The organism is Streptomyces sp. NPDC007189 (assembly GCF_040703635.1).
Lineage (GTDB): Bacteria > Actinomycetota > Actinomycetes > Streptomycetales > Streptomycetaceae > Streptomyces.
Map to the genome: position 1 here is coordinate 92,231 of NZ_JBEYEY010000023.1, position 23,913 is coordinate 116,143.

25 protein-coding genes are annotated in these 23,913 nt (G+C 66.2%); 8 read left to right on the plus strand and 17 right to left on the minus strand.

All coding sequences use genetic code 11. From position 1 onward, the window contains the following. Nucleotides 1-17: 17 nt before the first annotated feature. Entirely contained in the window at nt 18-2,609 is a 2,592-nt protein-coding gene (locus AB0950_RS35120; RefSeq protein ID WP_366780253.1) for a DEAD/DEAH box helicase family protein, read from the plus strand. A gap of 242 nt (nt 2,610-2,851) precedes the next feature. Here the strand turns inward: AB0950_RS35120 and AB0950_RS35125 are convergent, their stop codons facing one another. From AB0950_RS35125 to AB0950_RS35190, 14 genes are all read right to left on the minus strand, one after another. Further along, nucleotides 2,852-4,252: a hypothetical protein gene (locus tag AB0950_RS35125; RefSeq protein WP_366780230.1), complete on the minus strand. Its 1,401-nt coding sequence runs from the start codon at nt 4,250-4,252 to the stop codon at nt 2,852-2,854. A 180-nt stretch (nt 4,253-4,432) separates the two neighbouring features. After that, nucleotides 4,433-5,896, minus strand: coding sequence for a tyrosine-type recombinase/integrase (locus AB0950_RS35130; RefSeq protein ID WP_366780231.1), 1,464 nt, complete (start codon nt 5,894-5,896; stop codon nt 4,433-4,435). Continuing rightward, nucleotides 5,893-6,087 carry a helix-turn-helix domain-containing protein gene (locus tag AB0950_RS35135; RefSeq protein ID WP_111004752.1) on the minus strand — a complete coding sequence of 65 codons (195 nt, stop codon included), beginning with the start codon at nt 6,085-6,087 and terminating at the stop codon, nt 5,893-5,895. Before AB0950_RS35135 ends, AB0950_RS35130 begins: the two co-directional genes overlap by 4 nt. Continuing rightward, nucleotides 6,084-7,241, minus strand: a complete 1,158-nt coding sequence (locus AB0950_RS35140) for an AAA family ATPase (RefSeq protein ID WP_366780232.1) — start codon at nt 7,239-7,241, stop codon at nt 6,084-6,086. Before AB0950_RS35140 ends, AB0950_RS35135 begins: the two co-directional genes overlap by 4 nt. Beyond that, complete coding sequence (locus AB0950_RS35145) at nt 7,238-8,137, minus strand: bifunctional DNA primase/polymerase (RefSeq protein WP_366780233.1); 900 nt, start codon at nt 8,135-8,137, stop codon at nt 7,238-7,240. The genes AB0950_RS35140 and AB0950_RS35145 overlap by 4 nt, the downstream gene beginning before the upstream one ends. A gap of 90 nt (nt 8,138-8,227) precedes the next feature. Beyond that, nucleotides 8,228-8,737, minus strand: a complete 510-nt coding sequence (locus tag AB0950_RS35150) for a hypothetical protein (RefSeq protein WP_366780234.1) — start codon at nt 8,735-8,737, stop codon at nt 8,228-8,230. 17 nt (nt 8,738-8,754) lie between these two features. Then, on the minus strand, nt 8,755-9,198 hold the full coding sequence (locus AB0950_RS35155; RefSeq protein ID WP_366780235.1) for a hypothetical protein: 444 nt from the start codon (nt 9,196-9,198) through the stop codon (nt 8,755-8,757). Between the two features lie 11 nt (nt 9,199-9,209). Beyond that, nucleotides 9,210-9,398, minus strand: a complete 189-nt coding sequence (locus AB0950_RS35160; RefSeq protein WP_193460181.1) for a hypothetical protein — start codon at nt 9,396-9,398, stop codon at nt 9,210-9,212. A gap of 35 nt (nt 9,399-9,433) precedes the next feature. Continuing rightward, nucleotides 9,434-9,685, minus strand: a complete 252-nt coding sequence (locus tag AB0950_RS35165; protein WP_366780236.1) for a hypothetical protein — start codon at nt 9,683-9,685, stop codon at nt 9,434-9,436. A gap of 138 nt (nt 9,686-9,823) precedes the next feature. After that, the gene (locus AB0950_RS35170; RefSeq protein ID WP_366780237.1) at nt 9,824-12,067 is read right to left on the minus strand and encodes a cell division protein FtsK; all 2,244 of its coding nucleotides are present in this window, start codon (nt 12,065-12,067) and stop codon (nt 9,824-9,826) included. 82 nt (nt 12,068-12,149) lie between these two features. Next, a complete protein-coding gene (locus AB0950_RS35175) occupies nt 12,150-12,533 on the minus strand; it encodes an RRQRL motif-containing zinc-binding protein (protein WP_366780238.1) in 384 nt (127 codons plus the stop codon). After that, nucleotides 12,533-13,183 (minus strand): GGDEF domain-containing protein, encoded by a 651-nt coding sequence (locus AB0950_RS35180; RefSeq protein WP_366780239.1) that lies wholly within the window; start codon nt 13,181-13,183, stop codon nt 12,533-12,535. The genes AB0950_RS35175 and AB0950_RS35180 overlap by 1 nt, the downstream gene beginning before the upstream one ends. After that, nucleotides 13,180-14,172, minus strand: a complete 993-nt coding sequence (locus tag AB0950_RS35185) for a DUF2637 domain-containing protein (RefSeq protein ID WP_366780240.1) — start codon at nt 14,170-14,172, stop codon at nt 13,180-13,182. The genes AB0950_RS35180 and AB0950_RS35185 overlap by 4 nt, the downstream gene beginning before the upstream one ends. Beyond that, nucleotides 14,169-14,468, minus strand: coding sequence for a hypothetical protein (locus AB0950_RS35190; RefSeq protein ID WP_366780241.1), 300 nt, complete (start codon nt 14,466-14,468; stop codon nt 14,169-14,171). Before AB0950_RS35190 ends, AB0950_RS35185 begins: the two co-directional genes overlap by 4 nt. A 163-nt stretch (nt 14,469-14,631) precedes the next feature. On the opposite strand from AB0950_RS35190, the gene AB0950_RS35195 reads away from it, so the two are divergent. Then, nucleotides 14,632-15,027 carry a winged helix-turn-helix domain-containing protein gene (locus AB0950_RS35195; RefSeq protein ID WP_351799847.1) on the plus strand — a complete coding sequence of 132 codons (396 nt, stop codon included), beginning with the start codon at nt 14,632-14,634 and terminating at the stop codon, nt 15,025-15,027. A gap of 216 nt (nt 15,028-15,243) precedes the next feature. Here the strand turns inward: AB0950_RS35195 and AB0950_RS35200 are convergent, their stop codons facing one another. Beyond that, on the minus strand, nt 15,244-15,822 hold the full coding sequence (locus tag AB0950_RS35200; protein WP_366780242.1) for a flavoprotein: 579 nt from the start codon (nt 15,820-15,822) through the stop codon (nt 15,244-15,246). After that, nucleotides 15,804-17,039, minus strand: a complete 1,236-nt coding sequence (locus AB0950_RS35205; RefSeq protein WP_366780243.1) for a helix-turn-helix transcriptional regulator — start codon at nt 17,037-17,039, stop codon at nt 15,804-15,806. Before AB0950_RS35205 ends, AB0950_RS35200 begins: the two co-directional genes overlap by 19 nt. A 577-nt stretch (nt 17,040-17,616) precedes the next feature. Here AB0950_RS35205 and AB0950_RS35210 point away from each other — a divergent pair. From AB0950_RS35210 to AB0950_RS35220, 3 genes are all read left to right on the plus strand, one after another. Next, the gene (locus AB0950_RS35210) at nt 17,617-18,210 is read left to right on the plus strand and encodes a hypothetical protein (RefSeq protein WP_366780244.1); all 594 of its coding nucleotides are present in this window, start codon (nt 17,617-17,619) and stop codon (nt 18,208-18,210) included. Beyond that, a complete protein-coding gene (locus AB0950_RS35215; RefSeq protein WP_366780245.1) occupies nt 18,210-19,610 on the plus strand; it encodes a hypothetical protein in 1,401 nt (466 codons plus the stop codon). The genes AB0950_RS35210 and AB0950_RS35215 overlap by 1 nt, the downstream gene beginning before the upstream one ends. 225 nt (nt 19,611-19,835) lie before the next feature. After that, nucleotides 19,836-20,468 carry a DUF4145 domain-containing protein gene (locus tag AB0950_RS35220; RefSeq protein WP_366780246.1) on the plus strand — a complete coding sequence of 211 codons (633 nt, stop codon included), beginning with the start codon at nt 19,836-19,838 and terminating at the stop codon, nt 20,466-20,468. Between the two features lie 202 nt (nt 20,469-20,670). Here AB0950_RS35220 and AB0950_RS35225 read toward each other — a convergent pair whose 3' ends face one another. After that, entirely contained in the window at nt 20,671-21,132 is a 462-nt protein-coding gene (locus tag AB0950_RS35225; protein WP_366780247.1) for a hypothetical protein, read from the minus strand. 127 nt (nt 21,133-21,259) lie between these two features. Here AB0950_RS35225 and AB0950_RS35230 point away from each other — a divergent pair, with 127 nt between their 5' ends. The 3 genes from AB0950_RS35230 (at nt 21,260) to AB0950_RS35240 (ending at nt 23,805) form a co-directional block, all read left to right on the plus strand. After that, nucleotides 21,260-21,400, plus strand: a complete 141-nt coding sequence (locus AB0950_RS35230; RefSeq protein WP_366780248.1) for a pentapeptide repeat-containing protein — start codon at nt 21,260-21,262, stop codon at nt 21,398-21,400. Beyond that, on the plus strand, nt 21,337-21,582 hold the full coding sequence (locus AB0950_RS35235) for a pentapeptide repeat-containing protein (protein WP_366780249.1): 246 nt from the start codon (nt 21,337-21,339) through the stop codon (nt 21,580-21,582). Before AB0950_RS35230 ends, AB0950_RS35235 begins: the two co-directional genes overlap by 64 nt. A 1,038-nt stretch (nt 21,583-22,620) precedes the next feature. Next, nucleotides 22,621-23,805, plus strand: coding sequence for a S53 family peptidase (locus AB0950_RS35240; protein ID WP_366780250.1), 1,185 nt, complete (start codon nt 22,621-22,623; stop codon nt 23,803-23,805). Nucleotides 23,806-23,913 lie beyond the last annotated feature (108 nt).

Below are 23,913 nucleotides of genomic sequence, written 5' to 3' on the forward strand. Positions count from 1 at the left end.
GGGCGGCGTTGACCAACGTGGCAAAGCCAGATTTCGAACAGAATCTGGTGGCTTTCGAGTCAGCTAGGTTCACTGAGCTTCGGCCTGGTCAGCGCCAGGTCCTCGCAACCTACGCAGAGCAGCATCTCGACACCACAGACCTGGCCATCGAGATGCCCACCGGCGAGGGTAAGACGCTACTAGCACTACTGATCGCCGATCACGCCCTCACACGCGGATGGTCGGTGGCCTATTTGACCGGTACTCGCCAACTCGCCGAACAGGTGGAAGAGGAAGCCAACGAGCTCGGACTAGAGGTCGTCCGCTTCGCCTCTAAGGACTACGGCGGAGCCAAGCTCGACGACTACCACCAGGCCCAAGCCGTCGGCGTGATGAACTATTGGGTCTATTTCAATAGTAGCCCCGTCCCGCAGCCCGCCGACCTGGTCATCTTTGACGACGCCCACCTAGCCGAACAGCCTCTCAGCGGGCTCCAGACCCTGCGCATACCGGACAAGCCCGGGCCCTGTCGCCAGCTCTACCGGACGATCTGCGAGCTGGTGGTGGGGCACACCGACGCCTACCCCGGCCTGCGTGCCATGGTCGCCGGCACTGCTCTGCCCGGCACCCCACCTGAACTCCTGTCCTTCAGCGACTGGGCCGCCATCGCAGGCCCGGCCCGTGACGCCATCGAGGCATCGCCCCTCGTCACAGACCGCGACCTTAAAGACGAGTTGCGTTACGTCTGGCCCACCGTCCGCTACCACCTCACCCAGTGCGGCGTCCTCATCGGACCTTCCGGCATCGAGATCCGCCCCTACCACCCGCCAACCGCGCTCAACTCCCAGTACAGCAAGGCTAAGCAGCGGATCTACCTATCGGCCACGCTCGGCTCGATGGACGATCTCCAGCGGCGAGTCGGCGGCGGCCCGATAACCCGTCTGACCAGCTCCACGCCACTACCGTCCGGTGCGACTGGCGAGCGGCTACTTGTTCTTAACCCCAGCGCTGAACAGGCATTCGACCCGAACGTCCTCGACTGGGCCCTTGCCCAAGCGCAGTCGGCCGGAGGCCGAGCCGCCTGGTTGTGCGCCAGCCGCACCGAAGCCGATACCCTCCAAGACACCCTCACCGCCAACAACCAACAGGTTTACCGTCTTCGTCCCGGTGACGACTCAATGGTCGACACCTGGAGTCGTGTCACGGACGGACATCTGATCACCGCTGGCCGCTACGACGGCCTCGACCTCGCAGGCGACCTGTGCAAGCTGGTCATCATCACCACAGTCCCGCAGGCAAGTAGCGAGTTCGAGAGGTTCGTCGTTGCCTACCTTGGCGACGCCAGCTTCATGCGCCACCGCGTCGGCCAGCGCGTCACCCAGGCACTGGGCCGCGCCAACCGCGAACCCACCGACCGCTCCCTATACCTCGGACTCGACCCCAGCTTCGCCCAGATGCTCGCGGACCCCGCAGTCCGTAAGTCGATCCCCGCAAGCACCGAACCCACCGTCCGGGCCGCACTTGAGCTCTACGACCAGGGCTGGGAGGGCACCCTTCGAGCCTGCTCCGCTTTCTGGCAATCGCCCAAGCAGCCACCTGCATCCCCCGACAACGCAGCCCCCACGGGGCCTCGTCGCAAGGCGCGGCCCGGCCGCAGCACTGGCGGGAGCAGCGACGTCTCCAGTGCCGACGCCGAGGTCTACGCTGCGACCAACCTGTGGCTCGGCGACCACGCAGGAGCAGCCAGCAAAGCGAGCGACGCAGCCGCTCGGCTCGCCGAGGCCGGAGAAACCGAACACGCCGCGTTCTGGCGCTACGTCGAAGCCCACGCCCACTTCGACCGAGGGCGCACCCAAGACCTGGCCGCCGCACGCAAGGCGCTGGAGGATGCCACCGCCGGCGGTCCGCGCACCACCTGGTTCCTCCGGCTAGCCCGTACCGTCGCTGACCTCGAGGGCTACGAACATACCGCTGACGATACCGACCGGTTCTTCCTTGCCTGGGACGAGTGGCGCCGCGAAACTGGACCCCGACTCGACAGAGTCCTCTCCGAGGGCCGCAGCCTGCTTGCTGGAGGCCACGATCAACAGTGCGAGGGACTCACGAGGCTCGCACGTCTAGTGGGCGCCAACGGCAATCGCCCGCCGAAGACCGAGCAGAGTGCCACCGACTGCCGCTGGACGTGGTCCACCGTCAAACGTGCCGAACGCCGGGTTTGGGAGGTCAAGACCGTCCCGAAGGGCGAACCCAAGCCACTCATCCGCGGCGACGTGAACCAGCTGCTCGGGCAGATCGAGGTCGAGACCAGGCGCTCGCAGAAGACTCGCGTCTTCGGCTGCCTACTTACCCCGGCGCCCAGCACCAAAGACGACGCCGCCGAGGCGGCCCACGACAAGATCGTGTTGATCAATCATGGCGCAGCCATCAGGCTCTACGACATGCTGGCCGACCGGCTCCGCCAGTACGACGCGCTGTGCGGTGACAACAACGCCGAAGCACGCGGCGAAGCCCGCACGAAGATTGAGACACTCCTGCCACGAGAAGATGGCTGGCTCGGCAAGCTGCTCGCACCGTCTCGTGGGCGACTCATCACCGCAGATGACATAGCCGCGATCTTCCCTTCGACATAGTGACAAGCAGTGCTGCACGGGTGTGTCCGGCGTGGCTCGACATCTTTCCGCAGCACCCACGCGAAGCTCCTAGGAGGTTGCGGGTGATCTTGGGGGCCCGCCTACCAGGAGCTTCGCTGTTACATGCAGTCCGACAGCCTCAACTGCGCTCCCCTGGAATATGGTTGGAGAGGGCTCAATACGTTAGCCGCTAGCGGTGACGCCTGCCATCGCAGAGAGTCAAAATGCCCTAGTCTCCTCGGTCACCCAAGCAACTTTGAGGCACCTGCTATCAGGCACTTCTGAGCAAGAAATTTCACCAACTCGACATCCGGCCCTAGCGACTCTGCCTCCTTGGAGAAAGGAAGCAATATTTCAGCTGCCGACTCTCCGCCGTCCTCCTTAGTGTGAACGATGCGACACCGAATGTCATACACTCGATTAGCCACCTGATTCAGGAGGTCGTTTCGACGATCTTTAACGTCAATTCGCGCAACACCCCTCAGCGCCTTACCTTCGAGATGACCGAGGAAGTCTGCATCGAATTCCAGAAATTCCTTTACGTGTTCTTCCGTTACGCAACCTTTGACTGTCGCCTTAAGCTGATCCCGCTCACCCCCGTACCCCTTTCCCGCTTGTGCCGCGAGCATCAGAACACGGGAAAGATGCGCATCATCCTCAACCTCGAAACGAGGATCACGTAGCTCGTGACGCAGCTTATCAAGGATATCCCGGCGACTATAGCTCGGAAAGTAGTACTCGAGAACCTGATAATATGCCAGGAATTCTAGCAGAGGTATACCTGCCGAGGATCTTCCATACCAGTAAAGGCTTAGCGGCTTCTCCGAATAAGCAGTTCGGGGGGCTCGCACTTCGGCACTTGAAGCATCGCCACGATCCACGAAACGACGCCTCTGGCACCTTATCCTGTCGCGCGCCGGAGCCAACTTGAGCGGGACATCGAAGCGCAGGTCGATCTCAAAGAATAGGGCGTCGGACACCTTAGTGAGGAGCTGAAGAGCATCATCATGCTGCGTAACGTCTACATTGATCAATCGCAGCGTTACAAACTTATCGCGATTGGGCCTACTAAGGTAGACGGTGAAGTTCTGCATGCTAGGTCGGTTATACCGTGTCGTGAAGTCCCAGAACCGCTCACCGACAGTTCCCAGCTCAATTTTGTAGGAAGAGCCTGTATTCTGCTCTATATCCAATACCCAATCATCACCCGGCCGTACACGATCGCCAGAATCATCGGATGACCTAAGCTCCTTCAACTCTTCATCCAACGGAAGCTGACCGTCATTCAGTTTTCGAATTCCGGGAATGTCGAGAAAGCTGCGCTCCAGTCGGGGCCCTGATCCATGTATCTGGATCGATGCTTCGATCGTTCGCGTGTCTTTGAAAAGACATGCGTCGAAATCACCAAGGTAGGTGACTTCCGTAAAAGAATTCGTCAAAAAAGATCGCGCCCTCTCACGAGACAACCGGCGCAATCGCCCCTGTCGACCATTAGGCATTCTAACTGTTAGGCGAACATCCGATCCCAGAGCGGCGAATTCAAAGGCATAACCCACTTCCTTGCATTTTTCAACGACAAGACGGATAGGGTCGGACGGTTCCAGACGCTCAACGAAATCACTAGAACCTTGACTATCACGCATGTTGGATATGCCCCCTTTTAGCCCAGCGAGATCTTGGCAGTCTATCTTCCCTTGCCCGCGTAGACTGGCGAATCGATAGGTTGGTATGAGGCTAACCGACTTCTGGGTGCCACGGTTTGGTCCGGCGTCAGCTCTGGTACCGACCTTCGTCAATCACTACCAGAGCCCCACACTGCATGCTTAGCCCATATCGCCGTCCTCTTCTAGTGCTCGTGCAATCTTCGCGTTCGCGGCCTCCTCATGACCGTCGATACAGCCGTGGTAGCGGCGATGTATCACCTCGGGTGAGTTGCCGACCCTACGAGCCACCTCAGCGATCGGCACCCCAGCGTTTAGCCACCGCGTGATGCATGCGTGGCGCAGGTCGTACGGGCGCCCGGCCAACGGCGAGTCGACGCGTTCCGGCGGAAGCGCGTACTCCCGCGCCTCCCCCCACACTCGCCAATAGGTGGAAGAGCCGACCACTCCCCCACGTTCGTTGCCGAACACGCGCCCTTCCTTGGCGGTCCCGAACTCCTTCAGGTGGGCCCGGACGATGGCGACCAGGACGGGCGGGATGGGCACCGGTCGGTCGCTTGTCGCCTCCCGCGCCTTCAGGCCGCGGCGGTCGTGTCGCTCGCCTGAGTCGGTCCACTGCTTGCCGGAGACGGGGCGTGTCTCCCGCAGCGTGAGCGTGCCCCAACCCGTCTCCGGCAGGTGGCAGTCAGACCGCCTCAGCCCGACCGCCTCAGCGGGCCTCAAGCCCGCGTAGTACAGGACCGCGTAGAAAGCCGCCAGGCGCCGCCCCCGGCAGCGATGCCATGACCCGACGTAGGAGACAGCAGTGAGCAACTGCCGAGCCTGTACGGCGTTTACGAGGACGCGGCGGTCCACCACCTCATTGGAGCCGACGTGCCTCCGGCGGGCGCGCTGAAGGGGGTTCTCCGGGAGCTCACCTGCGACCACCGCGTGTTCGAGGGTGGTGTTCAGAGCGCGCCGCCGCCGCTTGTACGTGTCGCCTGCGGCCGGGGTGCCGTCCAGCTTGTAGCTGAGGCGGTACAGCACATCCTCGAACACCTCGGGGTCGGCCAGGTCACCCAACGGCCGGTCGGCCGTCGTGACCCAGTCGTACGCGGCCTTGAGTTCGGCCGGCGGGTCCTCCCCCGCGTTCGCAGGCACAATCCCCCACCGGAAGGCCAGCCGTAGGATCTCGTCGTCGGGAGCGTCGTTCCCACGCTTGACCATGGCGAGCGTCACGGCCGCCAGGCCGTCCGCCATGCCCTCACGAGTCTTGGCCGCAGCCGTACGCCACCGTCCGGCCACGTACTTCCGGCAGAACTCGAACCATCGCAACGGCGACTCGGCGTCCGCTGCTTCGGCGGCTTCGGCCGCCGCGCGTACCTCGGACTCAGGCAGTCCTGATTCGATCTCGAACGCTTCACCACGCCGATTCATGGCCTGCCACAGCTCGGACCGGCGGCTCTCTGCGAGAGCCAACGTGGTGAACGTCTCGCCGTGCACCCGCCCTGCGACCACCCACCGGAGGCGCCACGGGCGGGACTTGCGCCCGGTCTTGGTCACCTTCCACAGCTTGACGTCGAAGGAGTAGCCCGGCCGGGCGGACCCGCGAGGGCGCCCGGCCGGGGTGTCGTTCTCAGTGCTCACGCAGCGTCCTCCCGCTCCGCAAGCCAACGCTCGTACTCCGACCGCCGGATGCGCACGTCGCCGTTCGGAAGCTTGATCGCGCGGGGCCCCTTCCCGAGCTGGCGCCACCGGTAGAAGGTCGACGGAGCGACCTTCAGATCAGCGATGACCTCCTTGACGGTCATCTTCTCGTCCCGCGTACGGGCGCTCATTTCGCCATCCCTTCTGCTTCGTCCGCACCGGACAGGCCGGACAGCTCCAATTCCGACTGTCCGGGGTGTTCGTGCTGGTCAGACGGGACAACCGGACTGCCGGACAGTGCGGACACCTCTTGGGCGCCCTGCGTCCGGGTTTCGGTGTCCGGGTAGTACCGGCCGCCGGCGTCCTTGGTGAGCTGTCCGGCGTCGGCCATGCGGTTGCAGGTGCGGCGGATCGTGTCGATGTCGACGTGGGGCAGCTCGCCCGCCATGTCCTTCGGCTTGGCGCCGGGGTGGGCGCGGACGTACCGCAGGATCGTGGCGCGGGTGTCGCTGACGGTGTGGTCGGAGACCGGGCCGTCCAACAGGTGCCAGGCGCCGGAAGCGGGTTGGAAGCTGAGGGCGTACTCGGCTTCGTCCACGTCGCGGCCGGTGACGTGCAGGATGCCGTCCGCCTGCCCACGGGCCCGCTTCAGCACGAGCGTGGCGTCAGCGGCTCCGGCGATGCCGTTGGTGCCGGAGACCTCGGTCAGGAAGTCTTCGGAGCCTGCCTTGCGGACGTGGTGCACGAGGACGACGGCCACGCCGTAGTGGTCGGCGAGCCGCTTGGCGTAGCCGACGGCGACATAGTCCGCGTCGTACGCCGACACCCCGGCCGGGGCCTGTCCGCGCATCTTGGCGAACACGTCGATGACGACCATGCGCGCGTCGGGGTTGCGCTCCAGCCACTGGGCGATGGCCTCGGTCCCGCCCTGCGGGAAGGGCGGGCATTCGGTGACCAGGGTCAGACCGGCGGGCGCGGGCTGGCCTCCGAGCAGCTTGCCCATGCGGGTCTGGAGACGGCGCGGGGTGTCTTCCAGGGCGAGGTAGAGCACCGGTCCGCCCTCGACGGGCACGGAGTCGAACGCCTTGCCGCCGGCCGCGACCGACAGCCCCAGTCCGAGGGAGAGCCAGGACTTGCCGACCTTGGGCGGTCCGGCGAGCACGTTGACGCCCTCGGCGAGGATGCTGGGCACGGCCCATTTCGGCTCGGGGAAGTGTGCGGCCATGAGCTGATCGGCCGTCCATGCGGTCCGGGGGCGCTCCCGCTTTGGCGGCGCGATGGGGGCCGTCTCAGGGTCGCTGGGCACGGAGTACAGGTGCAGGGGCGGGATGGGGTTGGCGCTCATGCGGCGACCGTCCGGGGGCGACGTGCTCCGGCACGCAGGCCGGAGGCGATGGTGCGCCGTGCCTCGCGCTCGCCTTGGCCGACTTGGAGCGCGGCCGTGAGGAGCCAGCCGGTGACGTCGACTTCGCTCAACTCGCCTCCGGCAACGAGCTGTCCGAGGGCGACCGCGGCGATGTAGAGGCTGTTGTTGTGCTCGTGCGGGCCGGAGCCGGTGACCCGCTGCACCTCCCCGTTGATCGCGGAGCGGAGGAAGGCGGTGCGCCGTCCGTGGCCGGTGAGGGCGACCGTGACGGGTGTCTGTGGGGGCAACGGGGCCGGGCGCAGGAGTTCGGCGAGCCAGCCCGGGAGGGGCGCCGCGGGGCCATGGTGGGTGACCTCGTACGGGTGTCCGGCGAAGGTGCTGCCCGCGCCGACCACGAGCCCGCCCCACGCGCGGGTGTCGACTTTCCAGCCCAGCCCGCGGGCGCTGTCCCCGGCGGTGTTGCGCAGGGGCTCGCCCTCGGGCGCGAGGAAGTACAGGTGGGTGCCGCCGCTCCACGTGCGCACCGTGTAGGTGTCGGCTGGGAAGGGCTGGCCGTGGCGCTCGCAGAGCACGGCGAGCACGTCGGCGCCGTCGGTGACGCCATGCTCGGCCCAAGCGGCCGGCGGGGTGTCGCCGGGGTGCTTGGGCTTGTCCAGGTCGATGACGACCAGGCCGGACGGGCCGGTGGCGATGCCGAGGTTGAAGGCGGCGACGTACCACGCGCGGGTGATGCGGTCCGGGTCGGTGGTGGCGCGGGTCTCCCAGTCGGAGACGGCCGGGCGCTTGTCACCGGGGATCAGGGGGAAGACGCGCCAGTCGCGCGACGCTGCGTCAAGCGCGGCGGTGAGCTGGGCAGAGCCGTCCAGGTGCGGCATGCTGGGGGTTCTCCTGTTCTGTCTGCGGATGGGCAGGGAGAACCGCGGCGGCGGGCGACCTTGCTGGGGAGTCCCGCCGCCGCGGCGTTGCTACTGGTTCTTCGCCCAGTGGGCGTATTCCTGGCGGACGTAGCCGCGCGGGTCAGCGGCGGTGGCCGGGTGCTCCGGCCAGTACGGGGCGCCGTCGTAGTCGCCCTCGCCGTCCCGGTCGTGCTCGATGAGTCGGCGGGCGGCTTCCGTGGCTACCTCGTCGTCGTCACCGGGCGTGCCGTCCTCCTCGCCCTGGAGCGCGATACGGTCCAGCAGCGCGGCTTTGCGGAGCCAGAACTCCCGCTCCAGGTGCTCGCCGAACGGCTTGTCGGCGGCCGTCCGGGCGGTCCATCCGATCTCGCGAATGATGCTCGGGGCGAGCGCGTACGCCACGTCCGGCGTGGGCCACGGTCCGGGCTCGGGGCGGTGGTCGGCGGTGACGTACAGGCGGGCGCGCTCGCCGTCGCGGGTGGGGTAGGTGCGGACGGCGCCGGCGGCGAACGCGCCGCTGAGTGCGGCGGTGATCCGGTCGGTGTCGGCCGGGTCGCAGATGACGCGGATCTCGAACACGGGTCTCCTCTCGGGGTTCAGCCGTGAAAGTGGCTGCGCTTGATGACGGCCTTGCGGATCTGGACGGTGCTGCCGCGGGCGCCGGCGACGGCGCGGGCGGGGGCGCGCCAGGCGAGCACGGCGAGCGCGATCCAGACCAGGGCGCCGGAGCCGAGTCCGGCGAGCGCGTTGACGGCCTCGCCGATGCCGTAGCCGACGCCGGCGGCCAGGGCGCCGCCGCCGATGCCGGCGCCCATCAAGCGCTGGGCGAGGGGGTCCAGTAGGGGCAGCGGGGTCAGGTCGCGCGGCTCGGGGCGCGGTATGGGAGGCGGGGCGAGGTGCTTGGGCATGGGCACCATGCGCCCGTAGGCGTCGGGCACCCACACCACTGGCCCGCGCTCGGCGGCCAGTTCGACCGCGGCCGGGGCGGACGCGTACGGCTCGGTGGGCACGTAGGGCGCGGGCAGGGTCGGTTCGTTCACGGCGGTGCTCCTCACAGGTGCTGGATGGCGTCGATGACGGCGACGGCAAGCTGGTTGATGGGCCCTGCGGCGCCGGTAGAGGCGAGGAAGAAGCCGAACCCGGCGGCGGTGAACGCGGCGCCGTAGCCGAGGGACTTGGAGCGCAGCAGGAAGAACAGGACGAGTCCGAACAGGGCCACGAGCGAGACGGTGACGGCCACGGGCGGAACCTCCCTTCGGCGGGGTGGGCGGGTGGTCAGTGGGTGCCTTCGCGGTAGATCCGCTGGGCTCGGTTGAAGAGCCAGCGGCCGGCGCGTATGCGCTTGCCGGTGGCCTTGCAGCGGCGGCAGCTCTTGCCGCGCTTGGGCCGTCCCTTGCGGTCGGTTTCCATGGCGAAGCCGAAGCCGTTGCACTTGCGGCAGGTGCCGAACGGGCTGGCCGCGCACATTCCGACGTAACCAAGCGTGATGACGAACAGGCAGGCGACAGCAAGGGCGATGGGGGTCATGAGAGGCCCTTCCAGGCGGTTTTCGGGGTTTTCGCAGGTGGGTGCTATGCGCTAGATCGCAGATCAGGCGCCGTGCGGGGTGCTAGCGGGGGTGCTACCGGTAGCAGGGCGAGGTGCTACCGGTAGCACCGTCCAGGGCTAGGCGGCGCCCCGCTTTTCGTCACGATCCGCAATCACCTTCGTGAGGTCGGCGCGGACGATGCCGCGGCGGGTGGTGCGGGTGCCGTCGTCGGTGGTCCCGGCCACGTCGCGGGTCTTGATGCCGTGCGGCTTGAGCGCGCTGGTGACGTTCTCGCCCTTCCAGCCGCCGTAGACCTCCGGCCGCAACTCGGCCAGCCGGGCGGCGATCCGCTCGTTCCACACCCGCTCTTCCGACGGCGGCACGACCGCGGCGACGTCGGCGAGCAGGTCGTACGACGGACCGGTCACGGCCTCGGGGTCCTCTCCGAGCGCGTGGCCGGACAGGGTTCCCTCGGCCTTGCGCAGGGCGTAGGCACGCTGGGCGATGGCGTGGGTGGCGTGGTCGTCCAGGTAGGCGGTGCGTACCACGACCGGCAGCGCGGTGGCGCCGGCGAGGTAGCCGTTACCGGCGTCAATCTCCGGGCGGAACGAGGTGGCGCGCACGCCGTTCTTGTACGCGGATGTACCGAGGATCATGTCGTTCTCGACCTGCCCGGCGACCTTGAGGGCGAAGCGGATGGACACGTTGCCGCTGATGCCGGTCGGGAGCGAGTCCTTGTCCGGGCGCTGCGTGGCCAGAACGAGGATCACGCCCAGGGCGCGCCCGAGCTTGATGATGAACTCGGCGTCGTCGCCTGCCTGTTTGCCGTACTTGGGGTGTGCGAACAGGTTCTGGCACTCGTCGAACACGCCCACGAGCGGCCACAGCTTGAGCGAGCGCTTGTCGGCGATGGCACGGGTGATGCGCTTGTCCGGGCACAGATCCCGCGGCAGCTTCTTGATCGCAGCCGCACGGCGCATGACCTCCTCGCGCAACAGCTTCAGGGAGTCGGCCGCGTACTTGATCGAGTCGTCGTCGATGCCGGAGACGAACCGGTGGCTGACGCATTCAAGGGAGTCCAGGTCGCCGGTGCCCTTGTTCTCGTGCAGCCACAATTCCACGGACGGGTCCATGGCGGCGCCGCAGGCCAGGACGCGCACGGAGGCGGTTTTGCCCTGGCCGGGCAGCGAGCCGATCAGGATGTTGTGCTGGATCATCGGCACGGACTGAGCCCGGCCGCGCGGGTCGATGCCGAACGGGATCCGCTTGAAGATGTCGTGCTTGCGGGCGTTGGCGAGTGGCCACTTGACGAGTCCGGTCTTGGACAGATCCCGGTCCCCCACCCACAGGATGAGCCGCCCCTCGTGCTCGTTGGGGTCGGCGTCCGGCCACACACAGCCGAGCGGGCGGCGCAGGCCGGAGGCGAGCCGGGCGCGCCGGTCGGCCACGTCGGCGACCGTGACGCCCAAGGGGAGGTCGATGTCCGCGCGCCAGCCGGGACCCTCGCGGGTGATCGGGGCGACGAACTTGATGCCGTCCTGGCCCTTGGCGACCGCGGACGTGATCTGCCCGATACCGATGGACGCCATGGCCTTGACCACGATGTCGCTGGTCAGCTTCTGCACCTCGGTCTTGATGACCGCGCGGGTAGCCAGCGGCGCATCCGCCGGCGCGCCCAGCCAGCCCAGCGTCAGCACGGTAAACGTGGCGGCGATGACCTGCGTACGCGGCTCGGCGCCGTAGACCAGGAACAGGCCCATGACCAGGGCGGCCAGGGCACCGAAGATGGTGAGGAGCATCCGCAGCCGCACCCGCCGGTCGCGCTGACGGGAGAGCTTCAGGTACAGCTCGGAGTTCTCCCGCCGAGCCTCGGCCTGCCGCAGCGGCTCACCCTCCGAGTCGACCGCCCAGCGGCCCACGCGGGTCAGGGTGTTGGCCAGGCCGCGCGGCGAGCGCCAGATGAGCTTGGGCACGTACAGAAACGGCACGCGGACCGCGTGGAAGGCGATGGTGTGCCAGACGTGCCCGGCCAGCCACCGCATCGCGTCGGCGAACTCCGGGCCTGACTTCGCCCACGCCGGGAGGATGTCCAGCCGCTTGGAGTCGCGGATGCGGTCGATCAGACCGGGGCCCGACTGAGTCGGCGCCGGAGGGTCGACCAGGGTCGGGGCGGAGTCGTCCGACTCCCCCTCGCCCGGGTCGGCCGACTCGGTCGGCTTCGGGGCGCCCGACCGGTCGGGCCCGGAGTCGGGCGCGCGGTCGGCCGACTCGGTGCGGGCCGACCGGGCCTTGTCCAGGTCGACTACGGCGCCGTCGGAGTCGGCGGCCATCTCGGCTTCAAGCCGGTTGAAGAGTTCGTTGTCGTCGTCGGGATGTTTCACTGAGGGTTCCTTCTCTCTGGGAGGGATGCGGGGCCCGGCCGCTGCTTTGGTCGGTTTGGGACCGGGCCCCGCATTGAGCGGGTCAGGCGGCGCGCTGTTCCTCGGGGTAGGTGCAGAGGAGGCACATCCCGAGCGAGGTCGGGATGCAGTAGCTGTAGGTGATCCGGCACTTGGGGCAGGTGCGGCGGGCGAGCATCGCCAGGGCGAGCGCACCCCACTTGCGGGAGGTCATCGGCCGGACCGGCTTCGCGCGGTCGACGCGGTAGAGGTAGGCGATCTGCACCCCGGTCTTGCGGCCCCGGTGGCGGCGCATCACCTGTGCGGCGACCGGCTGTCCGCCCGGCCGCAGCCCGGCCGCACGCAGCTGCCGGCGGGTGGCGTAGCCGTCTGGGGCGAATCGCCACGGGTACGTGGGGACCCCGAACCGGGCGCCGGACGGGTCGAAGCACTTGCCGTAGGCGGACATCAGGCCGCCACCCCCACGACCGGCGCATCGGTCCGGGCCCCGGCGCGGCCGGCGCGGCGTCCAGTGACCGTGGCGAACAGCCGCCCCAGCCCCGCCCGGCGGGTACCGGCGCGGGCCTGCTTGGCCGCGTACATCGCCTCATCCGCCCGCCGCAGCAGAGCAGACAGGTCGTCGCCGGGGAAGTCCGCGGCGCGCACCCAGCCGAGCGAGACCGTGGTGTGTACGGCCGGGTCCTGGCCGTCGACCGGGCGGGCGAGCACGCCGTGCAGCACGGCGAGCATGTCGGAGGCGGTGCCGTGGTCGTCGATCAGGACGGCGGCGAACTCATCGCCCCCGAGCCGCCCGGCCACCCCGGAGCGCCCGACGTGGTAGGTGAGCCGGTCCGCGGTCGCCTTCAACAGCGCGTCCCCGGCCGCATGCCCGAAGGTGTCGTTGATCTGCTTGAAGTGGTCGACGTCGGCCAGCACTACGACCGCCCGGGGGTCCCGCAGCAGAGCCGCTGCGCGACGGGTGAACCCCTCGCGCGTCCGCAGCCCGGTCAGCGGGTCACGGCGGGCGACGTTCAGGCGCCGCCGTAGCCACAGCGTGTGCGCCGTCCAGCCGGAGGCGAACGGCGCCGCCGCGGCCAGCATGGTCAACACGGTGTTCATGCCGCCGCCTCCTCGGTCCCCTCGTCGCCGTCGACGGAGTGCAGGCGGCGCCCCGCGGCCCGCTCGCTCAGCAACAGGTCGCGCAGCACGCGGGAGTTGGCAGCCGAGCAGTGCAGCGTGGTCCGGATGGCTTCCGCGTTGATCGCGTCATCGGCCCAGTCGGCCGTGGCCTCGCGTGCCTCGGCGAGCAGTTCCGCCGGGGTCCGCGGTGCCTTGGCAGTCTTGGCCTTGCTCTTGGTGCTGGTCGGGCGCTTTCGCGGCGTCTTAGGTGCCTCCGGCTTCGGCTTCTCCGTCTGCTGCGGCGGAACGGGCGGGACGTCCTCGCTCGCCGGGGCCAGCTCGCCCAGCTTCAGCAACACGCGTTCCGGGCGCGGGGTCTTCGACCGCCACCGCCGGCCGTGCCGCTCGCGCAGCCGGGCGCGGGCCAGCTGCCGCTCACGCTCCCGCTTCAATGCCTCGGAGTAGGAGGTGATCTCCCACAGCGTCATCCGCCGCCACAGGGCGAACGTCGACAGCGGGGCGAGCATCCAGCGGGAGAACCGCACCTTCTCCATCCGGCGGCCGGTGGCGGCGCCGATCCGGACGGCGTAGACGTGGGCGCCGATCTCGGAGAACACCACCCACAGCAGGGGCATCGTGCCGTGCGCGACCTTGGCCCACAGGGTGTGCCCGGCGGCGACGTTTAACCCGCACGTGATCAGCGTCAGCGCCCAGGGCACGAACCGCACCCACGCCAACGCCATGTCCATCCGGATCAGTAGCAGGTTGGCCACGGTGAACACCGGAATGGCCACGTCGATGCCGACCGGCAGCGTCCACGGTGCGCCGAAGCCCCAGCGGGCGGCGGCGGAGGAGACCGCGTCGAACGAGGCGATCAGCCCCAGGGCGCCGACCCCGGCCGCGGCCAGCGCGCCCAGTCCGGCAAGGCTCATCTCCGGCTTCGTCAGCGGCGGCACCGCCGGCCGTGCCGTCTCGGTTGCGGTCGTCATGCCACCGCCCCCTTCCGGGAGGACCAGCGGCGCCTCGCGGGGCGCGCCAGTGGGACGACGTTGAACAGCTCCGGGGCGTGCGCCTCGATCACCTCGGCGGCGATGCGGGCCACGTCGTCCGGCAGGTTGCTGTACTCGGGGTCGGCGAGGATGTCGCGCGCCGCGTCCAGGCGGGCCGCACGCTCCTCGTCCGTCTCGCCCTCCGCCCCGAGCCACAGCTCAACCGGAGTGCCAAGGGCCAGCTCCACGAAGTCCTCAGCCGATACGGCCTGTTGATGGCCGATGTACGTGCGCATGGTGCTCTCCTGAGTCGAAGGAGCAGGGAGTACCGCGGCAGCGGGCGACCTTGCTGGGGAGTCCCAGCGCCGCGGGACTTCAGATTGACCTAGGTCAATCTGTCTGTCAAGGAGCGGCAGCGGGAGAACAGAGATTGACCTAGGTCCAGCTACTCTCGAAGCCATGGAGCAGAGCTCAGAAGCGCCGAAGCAGACGCCCACGGCCAAAGAGATCGCCGCCGATTTCCGCGCGAAGATCACAGGTCCGGACCGCTCGTACGAACCGGGCGATCAGCTGCCCGCGGCTCGCAGGCTCGCCAAAGACCTCGGCGTGCAGCTCATGACCGTGCAGAGTGCATACGGGCAGCTCCGCGACGAGGGGCTCGTGCTTACCCAGCAGGGCCGCGGAACCTTCGTCCGCGACCCGTCGGTGCCGCTCGGCACCGAGCCGGGCAGTAGCCCCGCGTTCACTGCGCTCTCGGCTGAGCTCAGCGCGATTCACGACGCGCTTCATACGCTCGGCGAGCGGCTTGATCGTCTTGAACGCCTCGTCGGCAACGAGACTCCACCCGCTCCGTGAGCCTGTCCGCGCGCCTTAGCAGTCGTTCAGCCGTGACGCGCGCCTCGCCCATGCCCACTTTGATCGCGGCGAGTTCGGCACAGGTCAGGCCTGCCGACTCGCTGCTTCGCTCATTGATCCCTGACATGCCAATGAGCATGCAGCCGGAAACAGCAGAGGACCCGGACAGACTGTCCGGGTCCTCTTTCCTTGCGGATCAGGCCTGTTGACGACCCATCACTGAGTGGCCCCGTCCACGGCGTCCAGCACTGCAGTCCACGGAAGTTCACGCCCGGCCGGCGCATCCCTCGGCTCGTACAGCGGCCAGACATCCGGGCCGTAGACCAGATGCACCCCTCCCGCCCTGAGAGCGTCGATGTGGCCTTGCCACGCGGGGTGGCGAGCGTGCGCCGCGTTCACCCGCGGGAAGACCACGACGGGGAGACCGAGAGTCCCGATGGCCTCGCCAACCTGCGTCAGCGCCTGGTTGTCCATCAGGCCGGTCGCCAGCTTGGCGACCATGTTGGCGGACGCGGGGGCGACCACGTAGCACTCAACCGGCGGATGTGGCCGGGCCTCGCCGGGAAGGCGCGGCTCATCCCGAACGGGCAGGCCAGTCAGCTTCTCCAACCGCTCACGCTCGCCGCTCGTGCGCAGCCACTGACCTGCGGTTGGCGTGAGCGTGACGGCCACCCGCCATCCGCGGCCCATGGCGGGCTCTACGAGACCGGTGCGCAACGCTTCTACGCCGCCGGCCGCCGAGCCGACGACTCCCAGAACCCCACGATTGCCTGAACTCACTGCACCGCCCTGCACCGCTGAGCCATCGCGAACACGTCCGACGAACGCGAGCCGCCCGTCACTGGGGACTGCTTGATCAGGTCTCGCAGCGTCTCGCGCACCCTCGGATTGTTGCGTACGAGCTGCGGCGACGTGCGTTCGGCCGTACGCAGCTCTGCAAAGGCATCATCACCTTGCCCAGCGAGCGACAGGGCACGGGCGAAGTCGATACGGTGCGAGACGCTGCGTTCCTGCGGCATGTGATCGACGTTGATCCGACCGCGCTCCACCACATACGAGACGTTGTCGAGGTCCAGCTCGATGGACAGTCGGTGGAGCAGCACGTTCGTCGGCCCGAAGCCGGTCTGCCAGTAGTTCTCATCCGAGCCGAGATCGTCCGCGAGCTCCTCCGCACGGTTCAGCAGCGCCGTTGCGGTGGGCCGGTCCTGATGGCGCGCCGCCGCGACGGCTGCACGCAGGTGGATCATTCCCAGCAGGCTGAGTGCCGCCGGGTTGTGATCAGTTACCTGAGACGACAGCCAGGCTGCGGCCGTGTTGCCGAGTTCGAGGGCATCGTCATAGCGCCCGTTGGCCAGCAGCGCGTGCGTACCCGAACGTGCGGCGGACGCCAGAACGAGCGGGTCGTCCGACTCGTCAGCGGCTCGCATCGCGCGCTCGGCAGCGAGCCACGAGATGTCCGACTCGCCGATCTTGGCGAGCGTCGTGGCCGCAAGGTGGTGCGTGCGGGCCGACACTGCCCAGCAGTCGCCACGGTCATCGCCGCGGCGCGCCGCGCGCTCCTCCAGCTCCTGAGCCGTCTGAAGCAGGGCGGGCAGTGCAGCGATGACGCTGCCGAGCCGACCGCCCTGGTAGTCGTTCCACGCATGCTCCACGCGCACGGCCACAGGAACGGGCGTCGGGAGCTGAGCCTCAGCGTCCGGACCGAAGAGGAGACGGGACAGCCGGCGCGGGCTCATGAGGGCGTCGCGCACGGCGGGAACGTCGTCCTGTTGCCGCTCGTCTTCCACGAGGACGGTCTGTCCGAGCAGGTCTCCGAGTGGCACACGCAGAATGCGCGACAGCTCCGCGAGCATGTCGATGCGTGGCGGCTTCCTACGACCGGTCTCGATCTTCGCCAGCCAGTCAGTGCTCCGACCGACCAGGCCGGCCAGCACCTCTTGCGTGTAGCCGCGGCGCTTCCGATAGAACGCAATGCGCTCGCCGATGCTGAGGTGATCTCCAAGACCACGCATGGGGTGTTGCCTCCCGCTGCTGAGTAGGGGCGCCATTCACGGTACCGACGCGGCGGGGAACCGGTAAGTGATCACAGCCTTTCCGCCACCATGACCAGCGTGTGGCAGCGAAGGGGCCAGAACCCGGACGGACTGTCCGGGTCCGGTGGAGCTCCGCTGGGAGGTGTCCGCACTGTCCGGCTGTCCGGTTCTGCCTCTCACCTGCATAAACGGCCCGGACAGCTCGTAATGCCGGTGTCCGGGCTGTCCGCTCACAGACGGCTGCAACACCCCGGGAGTGTTGCAGCCCGTCGGCGAAGCCGACCTCTCAATAGGAGTAGGAGCCGGAGGCGACTTCCAATCTGCTCTGCCTGAGAGACGTGAACTGCAGAACGCGAAACTCTCCCTAACCTGATCAACCCCCGCGCACGGCGCGGGCGCGCGCCGCCTCTGCGGCGCGGCCTGCCTCCTGTCTCCGCCCCGGCTGGCCGCGCCCGGCGGCGCGCTGCGTGGATGCATGCGGGCAGAGGTAGGAAAACCCTCTCCACACCTGCTACGCAGGGTACTCAACGAGCAACAGACTGGGTACGATCAAGGCATGTCGGGAGAGCTACTGCACAGTAAGGGCGAAGAGGGGGCACGGAGAGCCAAACACTGGCTCGACTCGACCACCCGCGCAAACGCCCGATGGGTGAACCCGAACCCTGTCGCTATCCCGAAACTCACATTCCAATGGGCCGACGGATCAAACTTCTCCTACGACCTCGGCGGCCTTCTGATTGGCGGAGACCTTGAGGGTCAGGAATTTCTTGTGGAATCCAAATTCTACGAGACGCCAGGACATCAAGGCCAGATGTACGTCGAATACTTAGCCAAGTGCTACCGCGCATTCGTCACCCGGCCCGACCGGTGCGACAATTTCATGTGGATAACCTGGCACCCTTTTTCTCTAACCAAGTGGTCGAAACTGTGTTCAGCCGATGAGGTAAAATCCGCGGCCGTCAATCACTACGAAAGATGCTTGGGATGCGCAGACCGTAATGACGCGGAATCGGCGGTGGACGATGAGGTATGCAAAGAGGTTGCGGACCGCTTGTGGCTGATTCTGTTGAGTAAGCGTCAGGAAGAACTCGTAATTAGCAAAAAGCATCTCGGCTGGATACGGGATCGCGAGACCATGGAGGAGGACTAGTGTCAGCTATCGATTACGCAGCGGCACTGCGCGATGCCCTATACGACCCGGATCCAGAATCAAGCGTACGGCGCACTAAAGAGCTTGTAATTCGGGAACTGCGGGATGTTGATCCACGAGTGGACATCAAGAACACCGAATACTTCAACCACACGTTCTCTCCAGATCTTGTCTTAAGTTGGCCAGGGGCCTCCAAACGACTAAAGCGCTATGTTTTCCTGCGCCTTCCTGACAACCCGGCATATTTTGTGGAGGACGTGGAGACGGTTAGCGAACTACACCCAATTGTCTACGGGTTGAACGGAGGCAGTGATCTATCGGCTTCGCTGCATGCCGTAGCACGCTTCAGTCGTGAAAATAACGTTCTAGTCACCGATGTGCATGGAATAGATCGACTAGCCCGTAACAGGAAAACTCGTAATATTGCCAACTTGGTCTCCGCAGCTCTAATCCGTGGAGGCAGAGGCGTAATGGACTCGGCTGGCGCGGAGAACCTGTCCTCCACAGTGAGTGACGGGTTTGAGGCAGCTCGCGCGGCTGATGTTGGAGTAACCGCGAGTGCTGTGCAGGCACTGGACAGCTATTTGGCGCCGGCGCAGTCACAGCAAATGACTCAGTTCCTGCAGGCCGTCTGGATTTCCTCACAGGGCCGAATTGAAGGATTCCCTGGCCCTAAGCAACTCTCGGGAGAAATTGGGGACGAATCATTGGAGTACCTGCTTCAGTTCGACCCAATCAATGATCCGGAATTTTGGCGAGCCTTTGGAGCATCAGTCACAGTCGACCAACTCTCTCGGCTCAAGATCTCGGGCGCTCCCGTCAACCTCCAGTATCTAGTGACAGAGAACCTCGATCGCCTATGGTCGCGTCAAATGAAGGTTCTAACCGGCGAGTTGACGCTGGAAAGCATGGCCGGAAAAGCAGAATGGGTCATTGTGCGAGAATCCCTTTGCTTGCGCGGCAATGATTACACTGCCTTCTTCGCTCAAAATGCAGCCAACCTGCGTCACATAAAAGCGCCCAGGGCTTACGGTCTCACAATGCCTGAAATTCGTCAGCGTTCTCGCAGTGTCCACTTGCGAGAGCTAAAGATGCGCACCGGAGGTGAGAGCTTCACTGTAGAGGCAGAAGGTAGCGGCAGTGTTTTGGAGGCAGAGAGCCTTTCGGCGTTGCCCGAAAGTTACTTGGCAAAAACGCGCGTAGTGCGAGCCACGGCTCAGACTCCGGGCGGCCAGGAAATCCATTGTGACTTTCTTGAAAGGGACGCCACGGCGGTAACCAGTGCTCGTGTAAGCCTGGACGACTGGTTGGGCTCCGCACTTCCACTGTTGTGGGACATCCCGCAAGAATCAATCCCTTTCCTACACATTCACGCTGGCGAGGATGACGAGCCCCTCTGATGCCAGGCCGGTGAGTCAGCATCGCCACAGATATAAGAAGCACAGTGAAGCGCATCGTGTTTCGGATAGCTGCAAGCGCCTATGCCGGCCAACGCATAGACGTCAAGGTAGCCGACGGATTCCACACCAACGCGACTGCTGAACTTCCCAGGCAGATGTCGACTACGGTGAGTGATTCACTGATTCCCGCCTCTGCGGGACGTAAAGTGTCATAACTTTTGATGTATGACGCATCCGCTGCAGCCTGCTGGCGAGCCCCTGGTGATCCATTGTCCCTCCTGCGAAAAGCCCGTGCTCGCCCACGTAGCGGGACGCGTAGTACAGCCGGAGACTGACGACGGGCCAGCTGAACTAATTACGTTGGTTCAATGCAGCTTGCGCGCTAAAGCGATGTTGGCTACCCAAGGCGACTTCCATGATGTTTGGTCAGGTCCGATCAGGCTCTATCCGCCTCAGGGAGCGAAACTCAGCTGGCATATTTCTTACCAATTGATCTCAGAGCATGCCGAAGCGCGCAGATGTTTTGAGGCTCATGCTTATACGGCTGCCGTCGTCATGGTGCGCCGCACCCTCGAAGGGGTTTGTATAGAGCAGGGAGTGACGAAGAAGCAACCCCTCATTAAGTCGCTTGAGGAGTTGGCTAAAGCGGGAAAACTTGATGACCGGCTGATGGAGTGGGCTCAAGAGTTGCGGGTCCTTGGAAACCAGGGAGCTCACTACACGGGAAAGTCGGTATGGCGTGACGACGCAAGGGACGCCTTGCTGTTCGCTGAGGCATTGCTGGAGTACATGTACACCCTGCCCACACAATACGAGCAGTTCCGACAAAGAAGGTTCAAGGATGCCGGTGCAAAATAGACGCACGCCTCGGCCTGGATGCCCGAGCAGCATAAAGCAGCTCCTAACCTTACAGCCGATTGACATCCGGACCGTGGGCTCAGTTCGTCGCATCCAAGACGCTGACGGCAGTGACAGCAGCGCCCACGGACGTCCTACGGCAGCTTGTCGGGGAGGTCACAGGGAGGGTGCAGGACAAGGCCGCTCGGACGTGCCCGCATTTTTAGAGGTTGCTTTTAAGTAGCGACTTCATCTCTCTATGCTTGCTGAAGTTGTGATTCCTAAATGCCACATAAGTATTACGCAGCAGCGGGGGAATCAAGAGGAGAAAGAACCCCATGCTGATTGCCGCAGTAATCAAGTTGCCAACCAGGTCCCCGTCGGCGAGGAGGTTCAAGGTGTAGATCTCACAGGTTAGTAGCGATATGACTCCGACATACCAAAACCCGGTAGCTATTTGAAACCCTCGAACTGCGATCCGATCCTTATAGATAGCGACGACTAGCTTGCCGACCTGGCGAGCGGTGAGAGGGTTGTTGGCGGGAAAGACATAGTTACGTGTCCGATCTCGGCAAGCTGAGATGCGCGCTTCCAGTCGGTTGCGGATGACACGCATTTCCACGACTGAAGCAACGCCAACGGCTGCGACGAATGCGGCGAAGGTCGCGAGCACCGTCTCATCCATACTCTAAGTATCTGACGCTACGTCTCACCCTGCCACTCGGGTGACGTGCGAGCGCCAGGGTCTCCGAACGTGGCGGAAGTCGTGGACTCCGCAAAAAATCCACCATTTAGCACCACTCTCACGAGATATGTGGTGGTCAGACCGCACGAACCTTCGCCGCGCGCGGCTGGACTTCGCGGACCTTGCCGACGCCGACCTGCATTATTGCGACCTCTCCGACTCGGGCCCGAACGGTGCCGATCTTCGACGGGCGCGCGGTTTGAGCTAGCCGATCTGCGGGGCGCGGACCTGACGAGCACCGACGTGACCGCAGCCAGCATGACCGGCGCTGTGGCTGACGCGACCGCGATCTGGCCGTCAGGGTTCGATGCCGCAGCCGCCGGCGTGCTCACGGCTGGGAACGATGCGCCGCCGCTGGTACCGCAGTCGAGCCACGACCGGCCACGCTAAGCCTGGGCCCGCCTGCGCACCCACTTTCCCCTGGCGTGCTCACCTCACGGACGCCCCGTCCGGTCGCAGCTTCCGACACACCTCCGACACACTCTGCTTCGCGGGCGCTCTCTAACAGACTCCGCCGCAGGTCGGAGGGCTACGGGAGGCGATCTACGCATTCACTCCGGAGCCGTGTGCGCAGGTTCGAATCCTGCCGGGGGCACCCAGCATGAGGTGCCCAAAGACCCCGTCACCAGCGAAATCGCTGAGGCCGGGGTCTTCGCGTTTGTGCAGCCGTATGCGGCACGGAGCGGCCGTATGCCGGGGTCCGTGGACGAGGCGCGGACGGGATCTTGGAGCGTCCGCCGAGGCCAGCCGCCGCATCCGACGGGCCGTCACCTGCATCCGGCCGCTGCTCCGAGGACTCCACGCCACCAACCGCTCCGCTCGGCACCAAGTGGGCGCGTGGCGCCATGTCCGGCTCCAGCGGCACCCGATCCCGCTCAAGCGTCGCCCACCCTTTCGACGGTCAGACCGTGACGTATCTCATGAAGCGGTCAGAGCCGAGCTATCTCGCAAAACCGACACAGCCGGCATCGAACCGGTCGCGACTGCCGCAGGAAGCAACCCAACACGCGAAGGCTTCCGCTGCCACCTGGACTGAAGCCGCGCGACAGCCAGGCCGACATGCGCGCCCTCGACAGGTTGCCCAGGCCGTGCAGGACACCCTCCGTCCGGACATAGGGGATCGAATCAGCTGAAGCAGTGACAAGCCACACAGGGGCAATCCCTTGCCTCACGGACGGCCTCGGAGTGAGATCGACGGTCAATGGCCGAGCGCGGTCTAGTCCACTACGAGGAGCATGCATGCGCAGGATTCACGCGCGGCGGCGCACTGCGGTCGCCGCAGCCTGGGTCACCAGCCTCACCAGTTTGGCAACGATTGCAGGGCTTTTGTCTGGTTCCGTCGCCGTCGCTGCACCCGCGCGACCGGCGCAAGACGTCAGGCCCGCGCCTGCGGCCGGGCAGCAATCGCAGAGCGGGGCCGGCAGCCTGATGACCACTGCGCAGTGCCGGGAGAAGTGGCGGTTCGACTGCTACAACGCGATCCAGTACCGCCAGGCGTACAACCTGAACCCGCTGTACAAGGCAGGAGTGACCGGCAAGGGGCGCACGATCGTGATCGTGGATCCGTTCGGCTCGCCGACCATCCAGAAGGACCTGGACGTCTACAGCGCCCGGTTCGGCATCAAGAGCACCCATGTCGACGTGGTCAAGTGGGGCAACGTCCCGCGCTTCGACCCCGGCGACGCCGACCAGATCGGCTGGGCCGGGGAGACCACCCTCGACGTGGAGATGGCGCATGCCGTCGCCCCGGACGCGCACATCGTCCTGGCGGAGACCGGGGTCGGCCGGATCGGGGACGGCACCACCGGCCTGCGAGAGGTCATGGACGCCGAGAAGTCGCTCATCGACCGCGGCGTGGGCGATGTGATCAGCCAGAGCTGGGGCGTGGCGGAGAACAACTTCCCCGGCTTCAGCAAGGGTGACTTCTCCAGCATCCAGAACCTGCGGTACGCCTTCAAGGACGCGGCCAAGCACGGTGTGACCGTCACCGACGCTTCCGGCGACAGCGGACCCACCGACACCACCGCGGACGGCCAGAGCCACTATCCGTACAGGGTCAACGCCTGGCCGACCGACGACCCCTTGGTGGTCTCGGTCGGCGGCACCCAGCTGCACCTGGACGCCAAGGGCGACCGCACCGCACCGGACAGCGTCTACAACGACGACGGCGCCAGCGGCGGCGGCCAGTCCCACGTCTTCGCCCGTCCTTCGTATCAGAACGGGGTGGTCGGCAGTCACCGCAGCACCCCGGACGTCTCCATGTCCGCCTCCCTGAAGGGCGGCACATGGGTGTACTCCAGCTACGACCCGAAGCGGGTCGGCTGGGACGTCTACGTCGGCACCAGCGAGGCCAGCCCGCTCTTCGCAGGAATCGTGGCCCTGGCCGACCAGGTTGCCGGGCACCGGCTGGGGGACATCCACCAGGCGCTGTACTCGCTGTACGCGCAGTCCTCGTCGAACCCGTCCACCGGGGTCGTGGACGTGAAGGACGGCACGAACAACAGCTACGCGGGAGTCACCGGCTACACCGCGGTGAAGGGCTACGACATGGCGACCGGCATCGGAACGATCGACGCGGCCCGCTTCGTCCCGGCCCTCGCCAAGAAGGGCTGACCGCAACCTGTCCCCGAGGCGCGAGCGCCCGGCGTACCACTGCCGGGCCCCGCGCCGGGACGGCGGCTCACAGACGCAGACGTACGCCGCCGGAAGTGGCGTGTGACG

What these genes read in the sequence shown, in the direction of transcription:
- AB0950_RS35135 (WP_111004752.1), bottom strand. Translation starts at nt 6,087, where the DNA reads ATGAGCGCCCGTACGCGGGACGAGAAGATGACCGTCAAGGAGGTCATC.
- AB0950_RS35225 (WP_366780247.1), bottom strand. Translation starts at nt 21,132, where the DNA reads ATGGATGAGACGGTGCTCGCGACCTTCGCCGCATTCGTCGCAGCCGTT.
- AB0950_RS35140 (WP_366780232.1), bottom strand. Translation starts at nt 7,241, where the DNA reads ATGAGCGCCAACCCCATCCCGCCCCTGCACCTGTACTCCGTGCCCAGC.
- AB0950_RS35195 (WP_351799847.1), top strand. Translation starts at nt 14,632, where the DNA reads ATGGAGCAGAGCTCAGAAGCGCCGAAGCAGACGCCCACGGCCAAAGAG.
- AB0950_RS35125 (WP_366780230.1), bottom strand. Translation starts at nt 4,252, where the DNA reads ATGCGTGATAGTCAAGGTTCTAGTGATTTCGTTGAGCGTCTGGAACCG.
- AB0950_RS35205 (WP_366780243.1), bottom strand. Translation starts at nt 17,039, where the DNA reads ATGCGTGGTCTTGGAGATCACCTCAGCATCGGCGAGCGCATTGCGTTC.
- AB0950_RS35165 (WP_366780236.1), bottom strand. Translation starts at nt 9,685, where the DNA reads ATGACCCCCATCGCCCTTGCTGTCGCCTGCCTGTTCGTCATCACGCTT.
- AB0950_RS35220 (WP_366780246.1), top strand. Translation starts at nt 19,836, where the DNA reads ATGACGCATCCGCTGCAGCCTGCTGGCGAGCCCCTGGTGATCCATTGT.
- AB0950_RS35190 (WP_366780241.1), bottom strand. Translation starts at nt 14,468, where the DNA reads ATGCGCACGTACATCGGCCATCAACAGGCCGTATCGGCTGAGGACTTC.
- AB0950_RS35180 (WP_366780239.1), bottom strand. Translation starts at nt 13,183, where the DNA reads ATGAACACCGTGTTGACCATGCTGGCCGCGGCGGCGCCGTTCGCCTCC.
- AB0950_RS35230 (WP_366780248.1), top strand. Translation starts at nt 21,260, where the DNA reads ATGTGGTGGTCAGACCGCACGAACCTTCGCCGCGCGCGGCTGGACTTC.
- AB0950_RS35185 (WP_366780240.1), bottom strand. Translation starts at nt 14,172, where the DNA reads ATGACGACCGCAACCGAGACGGCACGGCCGGCGGTGCCGCCGCTGACG.
- AB0950_RS35145 (WP_366780233.1), bottom strand. Translation starts at nt 8,137, where the DNA reads ATGCCGCACCTGGACGGCTCTGCCCAGCTCACCGCCGCGCTTGACGCA.
- AB0950_RS35210 (WP_366780244.1), top strand. Translation starts at nt 17,617, where the DNA reads ATGTCGGGAGAGCTACTGCACAGTAAGGGCGAAGAGGGGGCACGGAGA.
- AB0950_RS35240 (WP_366780250.1), top strand. Translation starts at nt 22,621, where the DNA reads ATGACCACTGCGCAGTGCCGGGAGAAGTGGCGGTTCGACTGCTACAAC.
- AB0950_RS35175 (WP_366780238.1), bottom strand. Translation starts at nt 12,533, where the DNA reads ATGTCCGCCTACGGCAAGTGCTTCGACCCGTCCGGCGCCCGGTTCGGG.